This window comes from Micromonospora lupini (assembly GCF_026342015.1).
Taxonomy (GTDB): Bacteria; Actinomycetota; Actinomycetes; order Mycobacteriales; family Micromonosporaceae; genus Micromonospora; species Micromonospora lupini_B.
Map to the genome: position 1 here is coordinate 524,355 of NZ_JAPENL010000002.1, position 21,286 is coordinate 545,640.

Genomic DNA, 21,286 nt, shown 5'->3' on the forward strand with positions numbered 1-21,286 from the left:
CCGGCGCCCCCGTCACACGCTGACAGTTGTCAACGGCAGCGCCGAGTCGGCCGGCAGGTCCAGCCGGCTCGGCGCGACCCCGGCGGCGACCAGGTGCGATCCGAGCGCGGCAACCATCGCCCCGTTGTCGGTGCACAGCTTCGGTCGGGGCACCCGGACCCGGATGCCGTACTTCTCGGCGCGCTGCTCGGCAAGTGCCCGCAGCCGGGAGTTCGCGGCCACTCCGCCGCCGATCACCAGCGTGTCGATCCCCTGCGCACGGCAGGCGGCGAGCGCCTTGCTGGTCAGTACGTCACACACCGCCTCCTGGAAGGACGCGGCGACGTCGGCCACCGGCACCGGCTCGCCGGCACGCTGCCGCGCCTCGACCCAGCGGGCAACCGCCGTCTTCAGGCCGGAGAACGAGAAGTCGTACCGGTGGGCGGCGAGATCCTTGGCGGCGGTCAGGCCACGCGGGAAGGCGATCGATGCGGCGTCGCCGGCGCGGGCCTCCCTGTCGATGGGCGGACCGCCCGGGAACGGCAACCCCAGCAGCCGGGCGACCTTGTCGAACGCCTCACCGGCCGCGTCGTCGATGGTGGCGCCGAGCGGGGTGACGCCCCGGGCCAGGTCGTCGACGAGCAGGAGCGACGAGTGCCCGCCGGAGACCAGCAGCGCGATGGCGGGTTCCGCGAGCGGGCCGTGCTCCAGGGTGTCCACCGCGACGTGCGCGGCGAGGTGGTTGACGCCGTACACCGGCTTCTCGGCGGCGAGCGCGTACCCCTTGGCGGCCGCGACGCCGACCAGCAGCGCGCCGGCCAGCCCGGGCCCGGACGTGACAGCGATGGCGTCGATGTCGGCAAGGGTGACACCGGCCTCGGTCAGCGCCCGCTGCATCGTCGGCACGATGGCTTCCAGGTGGGCCCGGCTGGCCACCTCGGGCACCACGCCCCCGAAGCGGGCGTGCTCCTCGACGCTGGACGCCAGCGCGTCGGCCAGCAGGGTGTGCCCGCGTACGATGCCGACGCCTGTCTCGTCGCACGAGGTCTCGATGCCCAGGATCAGCGGTTCGTCAGCCATGGTGGTGTGGTCCGTCCCCGGTCGGCTCGGCGTCGCGCTGCATGACCAGCGCGTCGGTGTTGCTCGGTTGGTAGTAGCCGCGACGCACCCCGATCGGCTCGAACCCGTACATCGCGTAGAGCCGCTGGGCGGCGGCGTTGTCCACGGCGACCTCCAGCAGGGTGCTGCGGGCGTCGCGCCGGGCCGCCTCGGCGAGCAGCTCCTCCAGCAGGGCACGGCCGACGCCACGCCGCTGGACGTCCCGGCGGACGGCGATGTTCTGCACCCACACCTCGTCGGGCGGGGCCCCGGCCAGCCCGGCGTAGCCGAGCACGGTGCCGTCGGCGTCGGTCGCGACCCGGTAGTGGTGGCCGTTGGCCAGCTCGTTCCAGAACATCGCGGGGGACCACTGCTCGGCGCCGAACAGGTCCGCCTCGATCGGCAGCGCCTCGTCGATGTGCCACCAGCGGAACGGCTCCAGCCGTACCGCCGCGGTCACGGGAGGACCGGTTTGCGGGCGGTCGCCGCCACGGCGTCCGGACGGCGCAGGTAGAGCGGGGTGAGTCGCTCGCCTGGCGCGCCGGCCCGGACCCGCTCGGCGGCGAGCTGCGCCAGCACGATGGCCTCCGGGTAGCGCGGCTCGACCCGGACCGGCAGGTCCAGGGCTTCGGCATACCTGTGTGCCCCGTCGCCGACCGCGATCGTCGCGCCCAGTTCCCGGGCGCGCGCGGCGGCCACCGTCGGCGTCGACACCTCGGGCCCGACGATCCGCTGACCGGCGCCGTCGTAGACGGCCCAGTACAACTCCTTGCGGCGGGCGTCGCTGGCGGCCAGCACCGGCTCGCCGGCCGCCGCCGGGTAGCCGATCCCATCCAGGGAACACACGCCGTACGTCGGCACGCCGAGCACCTGCCCCATCGTGGCGGCGGTGACCAGGCCGACCCGCAGCCCGGTGAACGGCCCCGGGCCGAGCCCGGCGACGATGGCGCCCAGGTCACGCGGACGCGCTCCGGCATCGGCGAGGACCGCGTCAACCTGGGGCGCGAGCAGTTCACCGTGCGCGCGGGCGTCGACCGTGCACCGGTGCGCCCGGGACGTCACACCGTCCGCCGAGATCTCCACCAACGCTGCGGTCACCGCGGGGGTCGAGCTGTCCACCACGAGTACGAGCACGGTTAGCCAGCCTAGCGGCCCCACCATCGCCGCCCGGCCACGCCCCGCCCCTGCCTGTGCCCAGGGTCAGCCACTCACTCCCAAAGCGTCCTGGCACCCCGGAGTGCTGGGCGCTCAGCCCCGGCTGCCCGGCCACCGCCTGGCTGCCCGGCTGCCCGGCTGCCTGGCTGCCTGGCTGCCTGGCTGCCTGGCTGCCTGGCTGCCTGGGACATGGCGGATGACCCGGTGCCCGCTGACCGCCTCGACCTTTTGCGGACGCCACCGCTCGGCCGGGAGCCACTTGTTGTGCTGAGCCGTATACCTGTGAGTCATATTTATGACTCACAGGTATACCGCTCAGCAGCGAATGGCCCACCCGACGGCGCCGGGTCGCCGGGTCGCTGGCTCACCGGAATCTCGGACCAAGCCCACGCAGTCGTGAATCTGGCTCAGCGGTATCTGCGTCGGACCGGCGTGGTCCACCATGTCGGGATGCCGTCCACACGTCTTGGCACTCTGCTCGGCAACGCCGTCCGCCAGCAGCGGCACCTGCGCGAGCTGACCCAGTGCGAGCTGGCCGAGTCGGCCGGGATCAGCCAGGCCGCGGTCGCGCGGATCGAGAGCGGCAGCCGCGCACCCAGCATCACGATCCTCGAGGCGCTGTTCGCCGCGATGGACGTGCAGTTGGTGGTCGGGGTCGAGCCGCTGGACGCGCACCTCGACGCCCGCATCGACGAGCTGGCCGCCCGACCGATCACCGAGCGCATCGACGAGTTGGGCCTGGATCGGACGCTGGACCGGCTCACCGACTTCCCGGAGGTGATCACCGGCAGCACGGCCGCGCTGTTGCAGGGTGCGCCGGTGCCTGTCGACGCGCTGGAGATCGCCCTGCGTTGGCAGGACTCCAAGCGGTTCACCGGCTGGCTGCAGGCGAACTACGGCCAGCGGTGGAACGCCAGGTGGGGTGAGTTCGGTGGAGTGTGGTTGGAGCCGGAGGAACCGGGCGAGCACCGTTGGTCGACCAAATGGGGCGAGATCAGGGCAACGATGTGCGATGAGCTGCCCGAGACGATCGAGGTACGCCACGGTGGGCGCGACTACCGGGTGGTGCCGCTGGTCGAGCTGGAGCTGACCGAGCCGCGGGCCGCCGACCTGCTGCGCCGCTACCGGGCCCGGCAACTCGCCAGCGGAAGCTGAGCCTGCGGCGCGGTCAGCCCGCGGCGCGGTCAGCCTGCGGCGCGGTCAGCCCGCAGTGCGGTCAGCCTGCGGCGCGGTCAGCCTGCGGCGCGCTCCCAGTCGATTGTGGGCCGCCCGGCATCGGCGAGCGCCTTGTTGGCCGCGCTGAACGGGCGACTGCCGAGGAAGCCACGCGGGTTCATCGGGCTGGGGTGGCCGGCCTCCAGCACCACGTGCTGCGGGTTGGTGACCAGGGCCGCCTTCTTGCGCGCGTAGCCGCCCCAGAGCAGGAAGACCACCCGGTCGGGTGTGGCGTTCAGCGCCCGGATGGTGGCGTCGGTGAACTCCTCCCAGCCCGAGTTGGCGTGCGAACCCGGCGTGGCCTGGCGCACCGTCAGCACCGCGTTGAGCAGCAACACGCCCTGCGCGGCCCAGCCGTCGAGGTTGCCGCTGCGCGGCTTGGCCACGCCGACGTCCTCGCCCAGCTCCTTGAAGACGTTGCGCAGCGACGGCGGCACGGCCACGCCGTCGCGGACGCTGAAGCTCAACCCGTGAGCCTGCCCGGCGCGGTGATAGGGGTCCTGCCCGAGGATCAGCACCCGGGTGCTCTGCGGGGGGCAGAGCCGGTACGCCGAGAAGAGATCCTCCAACGGCGGGAAGACGGTCTGCGTCGCGTACTCCCGGGCGACGAACTCGGCCAGCGCGGCGGTGCGGCCCGGATCGAGGTGCGGGGTGAGCACGGCACGCCACTGCTCCGGCAGCAGCGCCAGCAGATCCAGGGCGGGGGCATCGTCGGGCATCAGGAACCTCTTCCAGCGCGGGTCGGTCCCCCGCACTCTAGGCACCGGGTCCGACAGCGCCGCGCCGGCACAGCCGCTAACTCAGCTCGGCGAGCCGTCGGGCCCAGTCGCCACCGACCGGGTCCAGCTCGACGATCCGGGTGTCGTCGTCGCGGCGGTCGATACGGACCCGCAGGTGCGCGTCGACCAACTGCTCCACAAGGCCCTCGCCCCACTCCACCACTGTCACCGACTCGTCCACCGAGGCGTCCAGGTCCAGGTCGTCGATCTCGGCACGCGGGTCGCTGGCGGCGCCCAGCCGGTACGCGTCGGCGTGCACCAGGGCCACCCGACCACCCCGGGCCGGGTCGGGCCGGTGCACGCGGGCGATCACGAACGTCGGCGAGGTGACGTCCCCGAGAACGTGGAGCCCCGCGCCGACGCCCTGGGTGAGCGCGGTCTTGCCGGCCCCCAGCGGGCCTGTCAACAGCACCAGGTCACCGGCCCGCAGCAGCCCGGCCAGCCGGCGGCCGAACTCCCGAGTGTCCTCGACGGTCGGCAGTTTGACGACGAAACTCACCGGTCCTCCATGCTCTCCAGTGACTCGAGGAACCGCGCCAGCGCGGCGTTGACCTCGTCGGCGTGCTCCAGCATCACCACGTGACCGCTGTCCTTGATCTTGATGAACTCGGCGTGCGGCAACCGCCGGACGATCTCCTCGGAGTGTGTCACGGGAGTGATCATGTCCTTGTCGCCGACGACCACAAGCACCGGCGCGTTCGCCAACGCGGCCAGCGCTGGGAAACGCGAGTGCGTGGCCAGGGTCCGCAGGTAGCGGGTCACCGTGTCGGCGGAGGTCCGGGAGTTCATCGTCTCCACGTACGAGACAAGCGTCGGGCTGGGCTTGCGGGTGCCGAAGCCGTACTTGCGGGTGAGCAGCCAGGCCACGTTCGACGTGGACTTGCGAGCCTTGTCGATCACCGGGCCGCCGTACCGGGTGGCGTTGCTGACCATGTACAGCACCGGACCGCCGACCCGGCCGAGCAGCGCCGGCGCGACAAGCTTGGTCTCCGCGATCAACCCGCCCGAGGTGGCCATCAGCACCGTGCCCACCACCCGGTCACCGAACAGCTCCGGGAACAGCTCGGCGAACGCCATGATGGTCATGCCGCCCATCGAGTGACCGACGAGCACCAGCGGCCCCTCCGGGGCGGTCCGGTCGATCACCTGGCGCAGCGTCCGACCCAGCACCGCCAGGTCGTACTCCCCGGTCTCCAACCGGCCGGACCGGCCGTGACCGGGCTGGTCGTACGCGACGACACGGTAGTCGCCGCGCGCGGCGAGCATCCTGCGCTGGAAGTGGAAGGTGCCCATGTCCAGGCAGAAGCCGTGCACCAGCACCACCGTCGGGTGCCCCGGCACCGGGCGGGTCGGCTCGACCACCTCGACGTGGATGTCGGTGCCGTCCGGCAGCTCCAGCCGGAACGCCTCGTCGTACCGCTGCTCGCCGAACCTCTCGTGCGCGTAGCGGTCGGCCGGGTCGGCCTTGAGCCGGCGGACCAGGGTGCGTTCGGTCGCGACGCCTGCGGCCAGGCCGGCCGCCGCCACCCCGACCGCGGCGCCGACCAGGCCGGCGACCCGGCCGGCCGCGGTCCGCGGCCGCGGGATGCGGTACGTCATGGCTAGCGCTCGCCGTCGTAGACGCGCGGCACCCGCGTGCTGCCGAACCGGGTGACGATCTCGTAGTTGATCGTGCCGACCGCCTCGGCCCAGTCGTCGGCCGTCGGCTCGCCGTCGGCGCCGCTGCCGAACAGGGTCGCCACGTCGCCGTCGGCCACCGGGTCGTCGCCACAGTCGATCACGAACTGGTCCATGCAGACGCGCCCGGAGATCGTCCTCCGCGCGCCGGCGAGCTGCACCGGCCCGCTGTTGGACGCGTGCCGGGGCACACCGTCGGCGTACCCGAGGGGCACCACGGCGAGGTTCGCGTCGGACTCGGTCGTGTAGGTGTGCCCGTAGGAGACGCCGGTGCCGGCGGGCACCCGCTTGGTGAGCATCACCCGGGCCCGCGCCGTCATCGCCGGCCGCAGCCCGTACGTCTCGCCTGCCACCGGGGACAGACCGTAGATGGCCAGCCCGGGTCGGACCAGGTCGAAGTGGGTGTCCGGGCGGGTCAGGGTGGCCGCCGAGTTGGCCAGGTGCCGCCAGCGGGGGCGCAGCCCGGCCCGCTCGACCATGGCCAGGCCCTCGTGGAAGACGGCGAGCTGCCGGTCGGTGGTCGGGTGGCCGGGCATGTCCGCGTACACGAAGTGGCTCCACACACCGACCACCTCGACCAGGCCGTCGGCCTGCGCCTTGGCGGCGGCGTCGAGCAGCGCCGGCCAGTCGGCGACTGTGGCGCCGCCCCGGGACAGCCCGGTGTCGATCTTCAGGTGCAGCCGGGCGGGGCGCTCGGCACGCCGGCTCGCCTCGACCATCTCGTCCAGTTGCGCAAGGCTCGCGGCGGCGAGGTCCACCCCGGCGCTGACGCCCTCGTGCAGCGGCAGCCCCGGCGCGAGCAGCCACGCCAGCACGGGCGCGGTGATCCCGGCCCGGCGCAGCGTGAGCGCCTCGTCGAGGGTGCAGACACCGAGCCAGTCGGCCCCCGCGTCAAGTGCCGCGCGGGCGGCCGGGAGCATCCCGTGGCCGTACCCGTCGCCCTTGACCACCGCCATCAGCTCGGCGGTGGTGCCGGAGCGGAGCCGGCTCACGTTCTCGCGGATGGCGTCAAGATCGACGCGTACCTCGGCCTGCCACATGCGCCCAGCCTACTTTCCACCCCGACGACCGTGGGCGGCGACGCACGGCCCGCCTCGGCGGACCGGCCAGGCGCCCCTGAGCAGGAACAATCAACCCAGCCGGGCGATGACCGGACGCAGCGCGGTCGCCACGTCGGGCGCGGTCACCGGGCCGCCGCGGGCCGCCTCCCGACCGGCCAACCCGTGCAGGTACGCGGCCGAGGCCGCCGCCCGGTCCGCCGGCACCCCGGCAGCCAGGAGCGAGCCGAGCAGCCCGGCCAGCACGTCGCCGGTGCCACCGGTGGCCAGCGCCGGGGAGCCGGTCGGGTTGACGTACGCCCGGCCGTCTGGCGTGCCGATCACCGTGCGGTCCCCCTTGAGCAGCACCACCGCGTTCATCCAGGCGGCCAGTCGCAGCGCGGCCCCGACCCGGTCGGCGCCGGGCTCCTCCCCGCACAACCGGGTGAACTCCCGGTCGTGCGGGGTGACCACGATCGGCGCGTCCCGGCCGCGCAGCCGGTCGGCGAGTGAGCCGTCCACCAGCAGGGTCAGCGCGTCCGCGTCGAGCACCACAGGCACCGGGGCGGCGAGGACGGCCCGCAGCTCGGCCGCCGCGTCGTCGCCCGTGCCCAGCCCCGAGCCGCACACCCAGGCCTGCACCCGACCGGCGTCGCCGACCCGCCCGGTGGTGATCACCGAGGGGTGCTGGTGCAGCACCTCGGCCCGCGCGCCACCGGCGTAGCGGACCAGACCCGTCGGCCCGGCGAGCGCGCCGCCGACGGAGAGCACCGCGGCGCCCGGGTACGTCGCCGAGCCGGTCGCCACCCCGACCACGCCCCGGGTGTACTTCTCCGACGCCGCGCCCAGCTCCGGCCACCACTGCTCGAGGTCGGACCACTCGGTGACCCACAGCGCGGGAGTGCCCCGCAGCCAGGGCCGCAGCCCGATGTCGACAAGCTCCACCTGCCCGGCCAGGACGGCCGCCGGCCCGACCACCAGGGCGGGCTTCAACGCGCCGAAGGCCACCGTCACGTCGGCGCGGACCGCCGTGGGCCGGCCGGACGCGGCAAGCGGCACGTGCCCGGTGTCCACCGCCACCCCGCTCGGCACGTCCACGGCCAGCACCGTGGCCCGACCGCCGTCGCGCCCGCGCAGCTCGTCGAGGCGCTCGACCAGCTCGTCGGCGCTCGCCCGGAGCCCGCCCGTACCACCGATCCCGACGATGCCGTCGACGACCAGGTCGACGGGACCGGTCGGGCGGTCGACCAGCCTGCCACCGGCGGCGCGAAGCGCGGCCAGGCCCGCGGCGTGCGCCCGCCCCGGGGTGAGCAGCAGGGCGGACACCTCGACGCCCCGGCGGGCCAGCCGTTCCCCGGCGTAGAGGGCGTCGCCGCCGTTGTCGCCGGAGCCGACGAGCAGCAGCACCCGGGCGCCGTACACCCCGCCCCGCTCGGCGAGCAGCAGGGCGGCCCGGCGGGCCAAGCCGGCGGCGGCCCGCTGCATCAGCGTGCCCTCCGGCAGTGTGCCCTTCAGCCCCGCCTCGGCCGCCCGTACGTCGGCTGCCCGCCACACCGCTCTCATGTCACCGTGCCCCATTCCGCTCGCGGGTGGGCCGCCACGGCCACCCGGCCGACGTCACCGTTCCGCGACCACCATCGCCGACGCGATCCCGCCGTCGTGCGACAGCGAGAGATGCCAGTGGTTGATCCCACGCGTGACGGCCGCCGCCGCGACGCTGCCCGAGACGGTCAGCCAGGGCCGGCCGGTCGGATCGGGCACGATCTCGCAGTCGTGCCAGCTCAGTCCGGCCGGGGCGCCGAGCGCCTTGGCGACGGCCTCCTTCGCGGCGAACCGGGCGGCGAGCGACTCGGGCGAGCGTGGCGTGCCCGCGCGGGTGGCCCGCTCGGCCGCGGTGAAGAGCCGGTCGGCGAGCAGCGGCGTCCGCGCCAGGGACCGGGTGAACCGGTCCACCAGGACGACGTCGATGCCGACAGCGACGATCACCAGACCACCCTACCGGCGGCGGAGGCCGCAGATTAGCCGTCGGGCCCGCCGTGGGCAACGCCTGTGGACACACCGGGGTACGGCCGCAGCCGGTGCGTCCACAGGGCACTCCGGCACGGCCCGGCGCTGCCTAGCGTCAGCGCGTGGAATGCCGATCGTGCACGGGGGTGGGGTCATGACCGAGGAGCCGTTCGCCGTCCGACCGCAGGAGCTGCGCGCCGTGGCCGGTGCGCTCGACGACGAGGCGTACCTGTTGGCGTGGGGCCTGGCGAGGGTTACCGGGCTGCTGGTGCCGGTGCCCGGTTGGCGGGCCGCCACGGCTCTGGCCGGGCTCGAGTCGGCCACGCACGAGTGGTTCTGCCGGCTGGGGGCGGCCGTGGCGGCAACCGCCGGTGGGGTCCGGGCGGCTGCTGAGGCGTACGAGACGGTGGACGACCGGGCTGCCGGCCGGTTCGCCGTCCTGCCCCGGTGAGCGGCGTCGGCTACCGGCAGCTCTGGGCCGCCGATCCGGGCGGCTGGCGGACGGCCGGGGCGGCCTGGGCCGGCTTGACAGGTCCGGTCGAACGACACGCCGGCGAGCTGGCCGGTTCCGCCGGGCGGTTGCGAGGCGCCTGGTCGGGCGCGGCCGCGGTGGCGGTGGACGCTCGGCTGGCCGGCCTGCGGGGCGAGGTGTCCTCGGTGACGCCCGCGCTGATCGAGGCCGATCAGGTGCTGTCCGAGCTGGCCGGCCAGCTGGTGGTGGCGAAGGCGCGGCTCGCCGAGGCGGTCGCCCGGGCCGACGCGGCCGGCCTGGTGGTGGACCGGTCCGGCGCTGTGCACGTCGATCCGGCTCATCCCCAAGCGGCCGGCGCGGGTGCGGCCGGCACGGGTGCGGCCGGCGCGGGTGCGGCCGGCACGGGTGCGGCCGGCACGGGTGCGGCCGGCACGGGTGCGGCCGGCACGGGTGCGGCCGGCACGGGTGCGGCCGGAACGGGTGTGGCTGCGGCCGGGAGGGCAGCGGCGGCGGGAGCCGGCGTGGCGGCGGCGGAGGCGGCGGCCGGGGTGGCGGCGGCGCTCCATGGCGCGCTGGAGCTGGCCGACGCGGCGGACCGGCTGGCCACCGACCGGTTGGACGAGCTGGCCCGGGCCGCCGGCACCGGTTGGGCGTCCCCACCGCCGCCGGGCCGACCGGTCTCCGGGGCGACACCGGCGCTGGTGCGCGCCTGGTGGTCCGGGTTGACCCCGGCGCAGCGACGGTGGCTGGTCGGGCACGAGTCGGCCCTCGTCGGCGGCCTGGACGGGGTGCCGGTGGCCGCCCGTGACCAGGCCAACCGTCTGCGGCTCGGTGCGCGGCGTGCGGAGTTGCTGGCCGAGCGTCGACGGTTGCTGGCCCAGGTGCCGCCGGGGCCGCTCGCGTCGCTGCGGCTGCGGGGGGTGGCGGCGCGGCTGGCGGGCCTGGACGCGCTCGCCGAGCGCCTGACGGCCGGGGAGCCGCGGGCGTACCTGCTGGGGCTGGACCCGGCCGGTGAGGGTCGGGTGGTGGTCGCGCTCGGCGATCCGGACCACGCCGACCGGGTGCTGACGTACGTGCCGGGTATGACCGCCGGGCTGGACGACGCATCCGGCGAGCTGGGTCGGGCGGCCCGGGTGCTGGAGCGCTGCGCCACGCTCGCGCCGGGTGAGCGCAGCGCGGCAGTGCTGTGGCTGGACTACGACGCACCGGACTTCCTGACCGAGGCGGCGTCGGCCGGCCAGGCCCGGGACGCCGGCCCGGCGCTGCACCGGTTCCAGGAGGGTCTGCGCGCCACCCACGAGGGGCCGCCGGCGAGGCAGACCGTGCTCGGGCACAGCTACGGGTCGCTGGTGGTGGGCGTCGCCGCCCGGGAGCACGGGCTGGCGGCCGACGCGCTGATGTTCGTCGGCTCACCGGGGGTCGGTGCGGCACACGCCGCCGACCTTGGCGTGCCGGCCGGAGAGGTGTGGGCCGGCAGGGCTCCGGACGACGTGATCCGCCTGGCCAAGCCGGTGGACGAGCTGGGCCACGGTGTCCTGCGCGGCGCCGCCCCGCTCGCCGCCGTGCTGGCCTGGCCGGATCGGACCGGCCACGAGCTGTGGTTCGGTCACGACCCGGCCGACTCCGGGTTCGGCGGCCGGGTGTTCCCCAGCGGTCGCGGCGGGCACAGCGGCTACTGGGAGCCGGGCAACCCGGCGCTGGACGGGATGGCCCGCGTGGTGCTGGGCCGCTGACGGCGGGGCCCCGGGCACCGCGGGGCGGTGCGCCGGGGCCTTGGACGTGGGCGACGACTACTCGACCGTGACCGACTTGGCCAGGTTGCGGGGCTGGTCCACGTCGTGCCCCCGGGCGGCGGCGATCTCGGCGGCGAGCACCTGCAACGGCACCGTGGTGACAAGCGGCGCCAGCAGTGTCGGCGTACGCGGCACGTAGATCAGGTGGTCGGCGTACCGGACGACTGCCTCGTCGCCCTCCTCCGCGATCACGATCGTCCGCGCGCCGCGCGCCCGGACCTCCTGGATGTTGGAGACCACCTTGTCGTGCAGCATCCCCCGGCCCACCGGCGACGGCACCACGCAGATCACCGGGGTGCCCTTGTCGATCAGGGCGATCGGGCCGTGCTTCAGCTCACCGGCGGCGAAGCCCTCGGCGTGCATGTACGCCAGCTCCTTCAGCTTCAGCGCGCCCTCCAGGGCCACCGGGTAGCCGACGTGGCGGCCGATGAACAGCACTGTGGGCTCGGACTTCAGCTCGCGGGCCAGCTCCCGGACGGGCTCGATACGGTCCAGCAGCTCGCGCAGCTTGCCCGGCATGTCCTGAAGCTGGGCCACGACCGCGCCGACCTCGTCGGCGAACTTGATCCCGCGGACCTGGGCCAGGTGCAGGCCGATCAGGTAGCAGGCGACGACCTGGGTGAGGAACGCCTTGGTGGAGGCGACGGCGATCTCCGGCCCGCCGTGGGTGTAGAGGACGGCGTCGGACTCGCGGGGGATGGTCGAGCCGTTGGTGTTGCAGACCGCCAGCACGCGGGCCTTCTGCTCCTTGGCGTGACGCAGGGCCATCAGGGTGTCCATCGTCTCGCCGGACTGCGAGATCACCACGATCAGCGTGGACCTGTCGAGCACCGGGTCGCGGTAGCGGAACTCGCTGGCCAGCTCCACCTCGCACGGGATCCGGGTCCAGTGCTCGATGGCGTACTTGGCGACCAGGCCGGCGTGGTACGCGGTGCCGCAGGCCACGATGAAGATCTTGTCGACGTCGCGCAGATCCTGGTCGCTGAGGCGGACCTCGTCCAGGGCGATCTCACCGGTCTCGGTGAGCCGGCCGAGCAGCGTGTCGGCGATGGCCTGCGGCTGCTCCTCGATCTCCTTGAGCATGAACCAGTCGTAGCCACCCTTCTCGGCGGCCGACGAGTCCCAGTCGATGTGGAAGTCCTTGCCGCTGGCGGGCTGACCGTCGAAGTCGGTGATCTCGATGCTGTCGCCGGTGATCAGGACGATCTGGTCCTGACCCAGCTCCACCGCCTCCCGGGTGTGCTCGATGAACGCGGCCACGTCGCTGGCCAGGTAGTTCTCCCCCTCGCCCCGGCCGACGACAAGCGGCGAGTTGCGCCGGGCGCCGACGACCGCGCCGGGCACCCCGGCGTCGACCGCGAGCAGGGTGAACGCGCCTTCCAGCCGCTGGCACACGACGCGCATGCCGGCGGCGAGCAGTTGCGGACCGTCCGGCTGGCCGGCGGCGCGCAGGTCGGCCAGCGCGGCGGACAGCAGGTGCGCGGCGCACTCGGTGTCGGTGTCGCTGGTGAACTGGACGCCGTCGGCCTCCAGCTCGGCGCGGAGCTTGGCGAAGTTCTCGATGATGCCGTTGTGGATCACCGCGACGCGGCCGTCGGGGGCCAGGTGCGGGTGGGCGTTTCGGTCGGTCGGCCCGCCGTGGGTGGCCCACCGGGTGTGCCCGATGCCTGTGGTGCCGTCACCGATGCCGATCGGGCTGGCCGCACAGGAGGTCGGGTCGTCGGCGGCGCGCTCGGAGAGCACCTTCTCCAGGTTGGCGAGCTTGCCGGCCTTCTTCTCGGTCAGCAGCTGGCCGTCGCAGACGATCGCGACGCCCGCCGAGTCGTAGCCCCGGTATTCCAGCCGCCGCAGCCCGTCGAGCACGATGCCCAGTGCGGGGCGCGCGCCCGCGTATCCCACGATTCCACACATGGCCCGCAGCCTAACCCAGTTTCGCTCAGCATGGGTGCTCGAAAGTCGGCTAAACAAGCACCGAATTTGAGCGATCGGTGGTGGGTAGGCGGCAATGGGACGAGTGTCACGGGCCCGCTCGCGGTGCCACCGACCCGACGGGGTTGCGGACGGCCAGCGGGTACGACAGTCTTCCGGCGGGTTCGGCGCGCTCCCCTGGCCCGTTGGCCCCATACCCACTCCCGCCCGGAGCAGCCATGTCCGACGCGCCGCCGCCCGAGGCGTCCCCGACGCCACCCCCGGAGCCAACCCCGACGCCGCCGGATCCGACGGCGGGACCGCCGCCGTCCGACTGGTCCGCGCCGGGCTCCTTCCCGATGCCCGACCCGCTGGCGCCGAGCCAGCCCTGGGCACCCCCGTCGCCCTGGGCGCCCGGCCCGCCGTCCGCGCCGTGGGAGCCCGGCCCGCCGTCCGCGTCCTGGACGCCCGGAGCCCCGTCCGAGCCGTCGACGCCCGGCGCGACACCCCAGCCCGGGGCGACACCTCAGCCAGGGCCGCAGTCCACGTCTTGGACGCCCGATCCCACCGGCACCTCGTGGACGCCCCCCGGTTCGACAGCCTGGCCACCCCCGGGTCACCCGCCACCGGGCTATCCCCCAGGGGGCTATCCCCCAGCGGGTTACCCGCCGCAGTATCTGTACCCCGGCTATCCGCAGGTCGGTGGCCGTCCTCCCGGCGGCAACGGTCGGGTGGTCGGGATCGTCGTCGGGGTGGTCGCGGCGCTCGTCCTCGCCGCCTGCGGCTGCTTCTGCGTGGGCGGGCCCCTGATCAGCCAACTGGTCCCGGATTCCGTCGCCGAGGACCCGTACGACAGCGACCCGTACGACGACGGCTGGCCGCCGACCGCCGCACCGGAGCCCACCGCGCCCACCGCGCCCACCGACGCGGAGACCACCACGGCCGCGCCCACCAAGAAGCCGATCACGCGCCCGACGTCGGGACCGGCGCCGGTGACGGTGGTCTACGAGGTGTCCGGGGCGGGCGAGGCGGACATCGCGTACTTCGACGCGGAGAGCGATCTCATCCACGTCGACCGCGCGAAGCTGCCCTGGCGCACCACCATCCGGACCGACGGCCAGAGCCGGGTCATGGTGGAGGCCAGGTGGTCCGACTATCAGGAGCGACCGATCGACTGCACCGTCACGGTCACCGGCGTCGGCAAACCGGTCGTCAACAAGACTGCGGGGACCTGGGCGACGAGCTGCGAGCCCGAGTGAGGCTCGGGGCGTGTGTCGAAGCCTCGGTCGAGCCGGGGCCCTGACACACGCCCTAGGTTCGGCCGCCGGGTGCCCGTAGGCTGGCGCAGGTGACGACGACCGATGTCGACCCGCTGGTGGCCCGGATGCGGCCGTTCGGCACGACGATCTTCGCCGAGATGTCCGCCCTCGCCGTACGGACCGGATCGGTCAACCTGGGCCAGGGCTTCCCGGACACGGACGGCCCGCCGGAGATGCTGGCCGCCGCCGCCGAGGCGCTGCGCGGCGGGCAGAACCAGTACCCGCCCGGCCCGGGGATACCCGCCCTGCGCGCGGCCGTGGCGGCCCACCAGCGGCGGTTCCACGACCTGGCGTACGACCCGGACGGCGAGATCGTGATCACGGCGGGCGCGACCGAGGCGGTGGCGGCAAGCATCCTCGCGCTGTGCGAGCCGGGCGACGAGGTGGTCTGCTTCGAGCCGTACTACGACTCGTACGCCGCCTCGATCGCGCTGGCCGGCGCGGTCCGGCGGCCGGTCACGCTGCGTCCCGGCGCGGACGGCCGGTACGCCTTCGACCCGGCGGCGCTGCGGGCGGCGTTCGGGCCGCGTACCCGGCTGGTGCTGCTCAACTCACCGCACAATCCGACCGGCAAGGTGTTCACGCCGGCCGAGTTGGCGCTGGTTGCCGAGCTGTGCCAGGAGTACGGCACGTACGCGGTCACCGACGAGGTCTACGAGCACCTCGTGTTCACGGACGCGTCCAGCCCGCACGTGCCGCTGGCCGCGCTGCCCGGCATGTGGGAGCGGACGCTGCGCATCTCGTCGGCCGGCAAGACGTTCTCCTGCACCGGTTGGAAGGTCGGCTGGGCGAGCGGCCCGGCGGCGCTGGTCTCGGCGGTGCTGCGGGTGAAGCAGTTCCTCACCTATGTCAACGCCGCGCCACTGCAACCGGCGGTGGCCGTGGCGCTGGCCCTGCCCGACGACTACTACACGGGTTTCCGAGACAGTCTCCAGCAGCGGCGTGACCAGCTCGTCGGTGGTCTGACCGACGCCGGGTTCGAGGTGTTCGACTCGGAGGGCACGTACTTCGTCACCGCCGACATCACCGCCCTCGGCGGCGTCGACGGGGTGGAGTTCTGCCGCTCGTTGCCGGAGCGCTGCGGCGTGGTGGCCGTGCCGACCCAGGTCTTCTACGACGACGCCGAGGCCGGCCGGCGACTGGTCCGGTTCGCGTTCTGCAAGCGCCCGGAGGTGCTGACCGAGGCGGTCACCCGGTTGCGCGCCCTGACCCGCTGACGCGCCGGGCGAACGCCCCGGCCGGCTCGGCTACGACGCGGCGGGGCTGGCGGTACGCACGAGGGCGGCGATCCGCTCGGCGACCTCGCGGGCCGTCGCCTCGGTGGCGGCCTCGACCATCACCCGGACGAGCGGTTCGGTGCCCGACGGGCGCAGCAGCACCCGGCCGGTCTCGCCCAGCTCCGCCTCGGCCCGCTCGACCTCGGCACGGACGGCAGGCGCGGCGGCGCCGACGGTACGGTCGCCGACCGGCACGTTGATCAGCACCTGCGGCAGTTTGGTGACCACGGACGCCAGCTCGGCGAGGGACTTGCCGGTCGCGGCCATCCGGGCCATCAGGTGCAGGCCGGTGAGGACGCCGTCGCCGGTGGTGGCGTGCGCGGGCATGACGATGTGGCCGCTCTGCTCGCCGCCGAGCGCCAGCTCGGAGGCGCGCAGCTCCTCCAGCACGTACCGGTCGCCGACCTTGGTCTCGATCAGCCGGATGCCCTGCGCGGACATCGCCAGCCGCAGGCCGAGGTTGCTCATCACGGTGGCCACCAGGGTGTCCTGGGTGAGCGTGCCGGCCTCCCGCATGGCAAGCGCGAGGATCGCCATCAGCTGGTCGCCGTCGACCTCGTCGCCGTCCGCGGTGACCGCCAGGCAGCGGTCGGCGTCACCGTCGTGGGCGATGCCCAGGTGGGCGCCGTGCTCGACGACGGCCTCGCGCAGCGCCTCGATGTGGTTGGAGCCGCAGTCGTCGTTGATGTTGAGCCCGTCGGGCTCGGCGTGGATCGCGATGACCTCGGCCCCGGCCTCCCGGTACGCGACGGGGGCGACCTCGGCGGCGGCGCCGTTGGCGCAGTCGACGACGACCTTGATCCCTTCGAGCCGGTGCGGCACGGTGCTCACGAGGTGCTGGACGTAGTGGTCCGCGCCGTCGAGCAGGTCGTGCACCCGCCCGACGCCGGCGCCGACGGGTCGGTCCCAGGCGGTGGTGGCGTTCGTCTCGACGGCCGCCTCGATCCGCAGCTCGATCTCGTCGGGCAGCTTGTGCCCGCCGGCGGCGAAGAGCTTGATGCCGTTGTCCGGCATGGGGTTGTGTGACGCGGAGAGCATCACCCCGAGGTCGGCCTTCGCCTCGGCGGTGAGGAACGCCACGGCAGGGGTGGGCAGCACGCCGACGCGTACCACGTTGGCGCCGGCGCTGGTCAGCCCGGCCACGACCGCGGCCTCCAGCATCTCCCCGCTGGCCCGGGTGTCCCGGCCCACGACGGCGAGCGGCGGATGGCTGCGGTCCGTCTCGGCGAGCGTGTGCGCGGCGGCCACGGCGAGTGCGAGCGCCAACTCGGGCGTGAGATCAGCGTTCGCCCGCCCGCGTACGCCGTCCGTGCCGAACAACCGACCCATACCCGCCAACCTCCGATGAGCACTACCGAGAAGGAGAAAGCGGAACGGCCGGCCCACCTCCCCGGTCGAGGGGAGGCGGACCGGCCGTCCGTCAGAAGTACAACGCGCTGGAAAAGATCAGCGCTTCGAGTACTGGGGAGCCTTACGGGCCTTCTTGAGGCCGTACTTCTTGCTCTCCTTGACCCGGGCGTCCCGGGTGAGGAAGCCGGCCTTCTTGAGGGCCGGGCGGTCGTCCGGCTCGTTGATGATCAGCGCGCGGGCGATGCCGAGACGGAGCGCACCGGCCTGGCCGGTGGTGCCGCCGCCACGCAGGTTGGCGATGACGTCGAACTGCTCGGGCTTCTCGGCGGTGACCAGCGGGTCCTTGATGAGCTGCTGGTGCACCTTGCTCGGGAAGTACGCCTCGAGGTCCTGGCCGTTGCAGGTGATCTTGCCGGTGCCCGGGACGAGGCGAACCCGGACGATGGCCTCCTTGCGGCGGCCCACGGTCTGGATCGGCCGGTCACCACGAGGCGCGCGGGCAACGGGCGCCGGCGCCTCGGTGACCTCGGGGGCCTCCGTGGCTTCCGGGGCGGCCTCGGTCTCGATGATGTCGGTCATGCTGCTTCCTTCGCCCGCGCTCACTGCGCGATCTGCTTGATCTCGAACGGCACCGGCTGCTGCGCGAGGTGCGGGTGCTCGGCGCCGGCGTAGACCTTCAGCTTCTTGATCAGCTGACGGCCGAGCTTGTTGTGCGGGAGCATCCCCTTCACAGCCAGCTCGATGGCCCGCTCGGGGCGCTTGGTCAGCAGCTCGTCGTAGCCGACCTGCTTCAGACCACCCGGGTAACCGGAGTGGCGGTAAGCGACCTTGGTCTGGCGCTTGTTGCCGGTCAGCGCAACCTTGCCCGCGTTCACGATGACGACGAAGTCGCCCGTGTCGACGTGCGGCGCGAAAGTCGGCTTGTGCTTACCACGCAGCAACGTGGCGGCGTGGGTGGCCAGGCGGCCCAGCACGACATCAGAGGCGTCGATGACGTGCCACTGACGCTCGATCTCACCCGGCTTCGGGCTGTACGTACGCACAGGTCTACCTTGTCTCGTCGTCGGTCTGGGGTCGCGCGCCGAGGTGACCAGAGCTAGCAGGCCGGACCAGCGCGCACGAACGACCAAGCGTACCTGATAGGGCACGCCTCTGGATGTCGTACAACAGCAGGCAACGATACCCGGCGCCCCATCGGCAGGTCAAAACGGGGGTGGGATGCCGCGCGGCGACGCGCCGGCCGTGACCCGGATCATACCCCGGCGAGCCGGTGCGACCCCGGACGCCTGTAGACGACCCAGGTCACCGCGATGCACAGCGCGTACCAGCCGATGAACGCCAGGTAGGCGGCATCGGCGTTGCCGGAGCCGAGGAACGACTGACGGAAGGCGATGTTGACGAGCACCCCGCCGGAGGCGCCGATCGCGCCGGCGATGCCGATCAACGCGCCGGTCATCCTCCGCGCCCACCGCGCGGCGGCCTCCGGGTCGCGTGTGCCGGCGGCCACGGCGTCCGCCGCCCGGGCCCGGAAGATCGCCGGGATCATCTTGTACGTGGAGCCGTTGCCGACGCCGGAGAAGACGAAGAGGGCGAGGAACCCGGCCAGGTAGAGCCCGAACGAGCGCTCGCGGGCTGCGTACAGCACCGTGCCGGCGCCGAGCGCCATCGCCACGAAGTTCCAGAAGGTCACCCGGGCCCCGCCGAGCCGATCGGCGAGGTGGCCGCCCAGCGGCCGGATCAGCGAGCCCACAAGCGGCCCGAGGAAGGTCAGCCAGGCGGCGTCGACGGGGGTGGGGAACCGCTCGGCGAACTGGAGCTGGAGCACCTGGCCGAACGCGAAGCCGAACCCGATGAACGAGCCGAAGGTGCCGATGTAGAGCAGCGACATGATCCAGGTGTGCGGGTCCCGGGCGGCCTCGCGCAGCGCACCGGGCTCGTTGCGCGCGCCGGGCACGGTGTCCAGCCAGCGGGTCGCCGCCAGCGCGGCCAGCACGATCAGCGGCAGGTAGACGGCGGGCACCAGCCGGGGGTACGCCGCGCCGGCGGTGGCGAGCACCGCCAGTCCGACCAGCTGCACCGCGGGTACGCCGAGGTTGCCGCCACCGGCGTTGAGCCCGAGGGCCCGCCCCTTGAGCCGGGACGGGTAGAACAGGTTGATGTTCGCCATCGAGGAGGCGAAGTTGCCGCCGCCGACGCCCGTGAGGCAGGCGAGCACCATCAGTGTGGAGTAGGACACCCCGGGTTCCAGCAGCACAGTCATCGGCACCGTCGGGACCAGCAGCAGCAGCGCGCTGATAGTCGTCCAGCGCCGTCCGCCGAAGCGGGCCACCGCCAGTGTGTACGGCAGCCTCAGCACCGCCCCCAGCGCGGCCGGCACGGCGGTGAGCAGGAACTTGCCGGCCGGGTCGATGCCGTACGCGGGGCCGAGGAAGAGCACTGTCACCGACCAGAGGCTCCACACGGAGAAGCCGACGTGCTCGGCGAAGATCGACACCCAGAGGTTGCGGCGGGCGATGGGGGCGCCTGTCGTACGCCAGAAGTCGGGGTCCTCGGGCCGCCAGTCCTCCAGCGGAGGTCGACGCCCGGCGACGGCGGGTGGCGCGGTGGTGACTGCGGTGCTGGTGAGCGTGCTCACGGCGGCTCCTCCTCGTCGATGCGACGAGGTGGAACGCTAGGAAGGCGGGGTTACCTGGCAGTGCCCGTCACGGGTCGGCCCGGAAACGGCTGCCGCACCACGGGCCTGCGGCGATGGTGAGGTAGGGAGGCTCAGAGCTCCTGGAGGATGCGCAGGGCGCGACCGACCCGGAGCATGGTGTCGGTGTCGGCGACGTCCACGCACTCGCTGAACCACTTCTTCATCGGCGCGGAGATCCGGTCGGGCATCACCACGTACCGGCCCATCGACACGGCCAGGGGCGAGTCGCGCAGCAGCGACTCCTCGACCACCTCGACCACGATCACGATGGGCACGTCTGTGGAGTTGTAGACGTCCGAGCTGATCACGAGCCCGAGGCGTTCCCGGGCGCCCTCGATGCGCCAGACCTCGCCCCTACGCAGCACGCGGCCGTCCGCCGGCGAAGAGGTCGTTGACCATGCCCACCTCGCGGGCGTCGGCGAGGGCTGCGGACTCCAGGTCGAGGCCGGCGCGGCCCACGGCGGCGGCGTGCGCGGTGAAGACCTCGCGCAGCGCCTTCTCGCGGGCGGCCTGGTCCATCCACGCCGAGAGGGAGAGCCCTTCGCGCTTGGCGAAGCGTCGGGCGTCCTCGATCGTCTCGTCCGTGAACGACAGCGTCACCTTGGCAGTCATGCCGCTGAGACTACCCAGCGGTATGACCGTCAGTCATCCACACGTCGGCCGGCTCGCCCCCGGCCGCCGAAACGCCCATACCGTCACCGGGCCCGGCCACCGAACACGGCGAAGCGCCACTCCTTGAAGTAGCAGTCGACGTCGACCAGGTCGGCCTCGGCGAGCCACCGGCACTGGTCGGCGACGGTCGCCGGCCTGTCGTGCCGCATCCGCTCCCGGGAAGCCGCGATCTCGTCGGTGGACGCGCCCAGCTCGGTGATCCGCGCCAGCCACACCTCGTCGTAGCGCCGGTCCAGGGCCGGTGTCGGGCCGGCCACCTGCTCGGCGTTGACGAAGACGCCACCGGGCACGAGTGACGCGGCGGCCCGCCGGTAGAGCGTCCGCTTGCCGTTGTCGTCCAGGTGGTGGATCGCCAGCGCGCTGACCACCGCGTCGTACCGGCCGGGCGGCAGCTCGTCGGACAGGTCGGCCCGGACGGTCCGGTGCGGCACGCCCCGGTCGCGCAACTGCTCGGTGGCGCGGGCGAGCATGGCCGGCGCCCCGTCCACCAGGGTCAGCCGAACCCCGGGCACCGCCGCGGCGAGCAGCAGCGAGAGCAGGCCGGTGCCCGCGCCCAGGTCCAACACCTCAGGCGTACGGCCGGCGGCCAGCGCGGCGCGCAGTGGTGGCGCCGCCACCTCGACGGCCGCGCCGTAGAACGCGTCGAAGCAGGGGATCAGTCGCCGACGCGCCTCGTCGTAGGTGCCGGCCACCGCGTCGAAGACGTCCGCCACGCTCATCAGCGTCTCCCAAACTTTGAGACAGATTTCCCACATTATAAACACCACATACCGGGGATGCCCTCGACCTGCCCAGATCTTGGACAGTTTCCGTTGCGCGAGAACGGAAACTGTCCAAGATCCCCACGGAACCC

General features: G+C 73.5%; 22 protein-coding genes. 5 read left to right on the top strand and 17 right to left on the bottom strand.

Going from position 1 to position 21,286, the window contains the following annotated elements; genetic code table 11:
- Positions 1-12 precede the first annotated feature (12 nt).
- From tsaD to tsaB, 3 genes are read right to left on the bottom strand one after another with little or no spacing between them, the layout of a single operon-like run.
- Positions 13-1,059: a tRNA (adenosine(37)-N6)-threonylcarbamoyltransferase complex transferase subunit TsaD gene (gene tsaD / locus OOJ91_RS17240; RefSeq protein WP_266246167.1), complete on the bottom strand. Its 1,047-nt coding sequence runs from the start codon at positions 1,057-1,059 to the stop codon at positions 13-15.
- On the bottom strand, positions 1,052-1,537 hold the full coding sequence (gene rimI, locus OOJ91_RS17245; RefSeq protein ID WP_266246169.1) for a ribosomal protein S18-alanine N-acetyltransferase: 486 nt from the start codon (positions 1,535-1,537) through the stop codon (positions 1,052-1,054). The genes tsaD and rimI overlap by 8 nt, the downstream gene beginning before the upstream one ends.
- Positions 1,534-2,211, bottom strand: coding sequence for a tRNA (adenosine(37)-N6)-threonylcarbamoyltransferase complex dimerization subunit type 1 TsaB (gene tsaB, locus OOJ91_RS17250; protein ID WP_266246171.1), 678 nt, complete (start codon positions 2,209-2,211; stop codon positions 1,534-1,536). Before tsaB ends, rimI begins: the two co-directional genes overlap by 4 nt.
- A 471-nt stretch (positions 2,212-2,682) precedes the next feature.
- Here tsaB and OOJ91_RS17255 point away from each other — a divergent pair, with 471 nt between their 5' ends.
- Positions 2,683-3,387 (top strand): helix-turn-helix domain-containing protein, encoded by a 705-nt coding sequence (locus OOJ91_RS17255; protein ID WP_266246173.1) that lies wholly within the window; start codon positions 2,683-2,685, stop codon positions 3,385-3,387.
- A 77-nt stretch (positions 3,388-3,464) separates the two neighbouring features.
- On the opposite strand, the gene ung is transcribed toward OOJ91_RS17255, so the two are convergent.
- The 6 genes from ung to OOJ91_RS17285 all read right to left on the bottom strand — a co-directional run bounded on the left by ung (position 3,465) and on the right by OOJ91_RS17285 (position 8,926).
- Positions 3,465-4,166 carry a uracil-DNA glycosylase gene (gene ung / locus OOJ91_RS17260; protein ID WP_266246175.1) on the bottom strand — a complete coding sequence of 234 codons (702 nt, stop codon included), beginning with the start codon at positions 4,164-4,166 and terminating at the stop codon, positions 3,465-3,467.
- A 76-nt stretch (positions 4,167-4,242) separates the two neighbouring features.
- A complete protein-coding gene (gene tsaE, locus OOJ91_RS17265; protein WP_266246177.1) occupies positions 4,243-4,725 on the bottom strand; it encodes a tRNA (adenosine(37)-N6)-threonylcarbamoyltransferase complex ATPase subunit type 1 TsaE in 483 nt (160 codons plus the stop codon).
- Positions 4,722-5,825, bottom strand: coding sequence for an alpha/beta fold hydrolase (locus tag OOJ91_RS17270; RefSeq protein WP_266246179.1), 1,104 nt, complete (start codon positions 5,823-5,825; stop codon positions 4,722-4,724). The genes tsaE and OOJ91_RS17270 overlap by 4 nt, the downstream gene beginning before the upstream one ends.
- Positions 5,826-5,827: 2 nt before the next feature.
- Positions 5,828-6,943, bottom strand: a complete 1,116-nt coding sequence (alr, locus tag OOJ91_RS17275; RefSeq protein ID WP_266246180.1) for an alanine racemase — start codon at positions 6,941-6,943, stop codon at positions 5,828-5,830.
- Between the two features lie 90 nt (positions 6,944-7,033).
- Positions 7,034-8,503 (bottom strand): NAD(P)H-hydrate dehydratase, encoded by a 1,470-nt coding sequence (locus tag OOJ91_RS17280; RefSeq protein WP_266246181.1) that lies wholly within the window; start codon positions 8,501-8,503, stop codon positions 7,034-7,036.
- Positions 8,504-8,557: 54 nt separating this feature from the next.
- Positions 8,558-8,926: a holo-ACP synthase gene (locus OOJ91_RS17285; protein ID WP_266246182.1), complete on the bottom strand. Its 369-nt coding sequence runs from the start codon at positions 8,924-8,926 to the stop codon at positions 8,558-8,560.
- Between the two features lie 175 nt (positions 8,927-9,101).
- Here OOJ91_RS17285 and OOJ91_RS17290 point away from each other — a divergent pair, with 175 nt between their 5' ends.
- Together OOJ91_RS17290 and OOJ91_RS17295 are read left to right on the top strand one after the other, a co-directional pair.
- Entirely contained in the window at positions 9,102-9,398 is a 297-nt protein-coding gene (locus OOJ91_RS17290) for a hypothetical protein (protein ID WP_266246183.1), read from the top strand.
- The gene (locus OOJ91_RS17295) at positions 9,395-11,152 is read left to right on the top strand and encodes an alpha/beta hydrolase (RefSeq protein ID WP_266246185.1); all 1,758 of its coding nucleotides are present in this window, start codon (positions 9,395-9,397) and stop codon (positions 11,150-11,152) included. Before OOJ91_RS17290 ends, OOJ91_RS17295 begins: the two co-directional genes overlap by 4 nt.
- A 57-nt stretch (positions 11,153-11,209) precedes the next feature.
- Here OOJ91_RS17295 and glmS read toward each other — a convergent pair whose 3' ends face one another.
- Positions 11,210-13,123, bottom strand: coding sequence for a glutamine--fructose-6-phosphate transaminase (isomerizing) (glmS, locus tag OOJ91_RS17300; protein ID WP_266246188.1), 1,914 nt, complete (start codon positions 13,121-13,123; stop codon positions 11,210-11,212).
- A 728-nt stretch (positions 13,124-13,851) separates the two neighbouring features.
- On the opposite strand from glmS, the gene OOJ91_RS17305 reads away from it, so the two are divergent.
- Together OOJ91_RS17305 and OOJ91_RS17310 are read left to right on the top strand one after the other, a co-directional pair.
- Complete coding sequence (locus tag OOJ91_RS17305) at positions 13,852-14,379, top strand: MmpS family transport accessory protein (RefSeq protein WP_266246189.1); 528 nt, start codon at positions 13,852-13,854, stop codon at positions 14,377-14,379.
- Between the two features lie 89 nt (positions 14,380-14,468).
- Entirely contained in the window at positions 14,469-15,656 is a 1,188-nt protein-coding gene (locus OOJ91_RS17310; protein WP_266246192.1) for a pyridoxal phosphate-dependent aminotransferase, read from the top strand.
- Positions 15,657-15,686: 30 nt separating this feature from the next.
- On the opposite strand, the gene glmM is transcribed toward OOJ91_RS17310, so the two are convergent.
- The 7 genes from glmM to OOJ91_RS17345 all read right to left on the bottom strand — a co-directional run bounded on the left by glmM (position 15,687) and on the right by OOJ91_RS17345 (position 21,152).
- Complete coding sequence (gene glmM, locus OOJ91_RS17315; protein WP_266246194.1) at positions 15,687-17,045, bottom strand: phosphoglucosamine mutase; 1,359 nt, start codon at positions 17,043-17,045, stop codon at positions 15,687-15,689.
- A gap of 117 nt (positions 17,046-17,162) precedes the next feature.
- Positions 17,163-17,645, bottom strand: a complete 483-nt coding sequence (gene rpsI / locus OOJ91_RS17320) for a 30S ribosomal protein S9 (RefSeq protein WP_266246197.1) — start codon at positions 17,643-17,645, stop codon at positions 17,163-17,165.
- Between the two features lie 20 nt (positions 17,646-17,665).
- Positions 17,666-18,109: a 50S ribosomal protein L13 gene (gene rplM / locus OOJ91_RS17325; protein ID WP_007465158.1), complete on the bottom strand. Its 444-nt coding sequence runs from the start codon at positions 18,107-18,109 to the stop codon at positions 17,666-17,668.
- Between the two features lie 209 nt (positions 18,110-18,318).
- A complete protein-coding gene (locus OOJ91_RS17330) occupies positions 18,319-19,701 on the bottom strand; it encodes a nitrate/nitrite transporter (protein WP_266246203.1) in 1,383 nt (460 codons plus the stop codon).
- Positions 19,702-19,832: 131 nt separating this feature from the next.
- Complete coding sequence (locus tag OOJ91_RS17335; RefSeq protein ID WP_266246205.1) at positions 19,833-20,126, bottom strand: hypothetical protein; 294 nt, start codon at positions 20,124-20,126, stop codon at positions 19,833-19,835.
- Entirely contained in the window at positions 20,116-20,373 is a 258-nt protein-coding gene (locus OOJ91_RS17340; protein WP_266246207.1) for a DUF6364 family protein, read from the bottom strand. The genes OOJ91_RS17335 and OOJ91_RS17340 overlap by 11 nt, the downstream gene beginning before the upstream one ends.
- An 83-nt stretch (positions 20,374-20,456) precedes the next feature.
- Positions 20,457-21,152 carry a class I SAM-dependent methyltransferase gene (locus OOJ91_RS17345; RefSeq protein WP_266246208.1) on the bottom strand — a complete coding sequence of 232 codons (696 nt, stop codon included), beginning with the start codon at positions 21,150-21,152 and terminating at the stop codon, positions 20,457-20,459.
- Between the last annotated feature and the right edge of the window lie 134 nt (positions 21,153-21,286).

What these genes read in the sequence shown, in the direction of transcription:
- tsaD (WP_266246167.1), bottom strand. Translation starts at nt 1,059, where the DNA reads ATGGCTGACGAACCGCTGATCCTGGGCATCGAGACCTCGTGCGACGAG.
- OOJ91_RS17255 (WP_266246173.1), top strand. Translation starts at nt 2,683, where the DNA reads ATGCCGTCCACACGTCTTGGCACTCTGCTCGGCAACGCCGTCCGCCAG.
- ung (WP_266246175.1), bottom strand. Translation starts at nt 4,166, where the DNA reads ATGCCCGACGATGCCCCCGCCCTGGATCTGCTGGCGCTGCTGCCGGAG.
- OOJ91_RS17270 (WP_266246179.1), bottom strand. Translation starts at nt 5,825, where the DNA reads ATGACGTACCGCATCCCGCGGCCGCGGACCGCGGCCGGCCGGGTCGCC.
- alr (WP_266246180.1), bottom strand. Translation starts at nt 6,943, where the DNA reads ATGTGGCAGGCCGAGGTACGCGTCGATCTTGACGCCATCCGCGAGAAC.
- OOJ91_RS17280 (WP_266246181.1), bottom strand. Translation starts at nt 8,503, where the DNA reads ATGAGAGCGGTGTGGCGGGCAGCCGACGTACGGGCGGCCGAGGCGGGG.
- OOJ91_RS17290 (WP_266246183.1), top strand. Translation starts at nt 9,102, where the DNA reads ATGACCGAGGAGCCGTTCGCCGTCCGACCGCAGGAGCTGCGCGCCGTG.
- glmS (WP_266246188.1), bottom strand. Translation starts at nt 13,123, where the DNA reads ATGTGTGGAATCGTGGGATACGCGGGCGCGCGCCCCGCACTGGGCATC.
- glmM (WP_266246194.1), bottom strand. Translation starts at nt 17,045, where the DNA reads ATGGGTCGGTTGTTCGGCACGGACGGCGTACGCGGGCGGGCGAACGCT.
- rpsI (WP_266246197.1), bottom strand. Translation starts at nt 17,645, where the DNA reads ATGACCGACATCATCGAGACCGAGGCCGCCCCGGAAGCCACGGAGGCC.
- OOJ91_RS17340 (WP_266246207.1), bottom strand. Translation starts at nt 20,373, where the DNA reads ATGACTGCCAAGGTGACGCTGTCGTTCACGGACGAGACGATCGAGGAC.
- OOJ91_RS17345 (WP_266246208.1), bottom strand. Translation starts at nt 21,152, where the DNA reads ATGAGCGTGGCGGACGTCTTCGACGCGGTGGCCGGCACCTACGACGAG.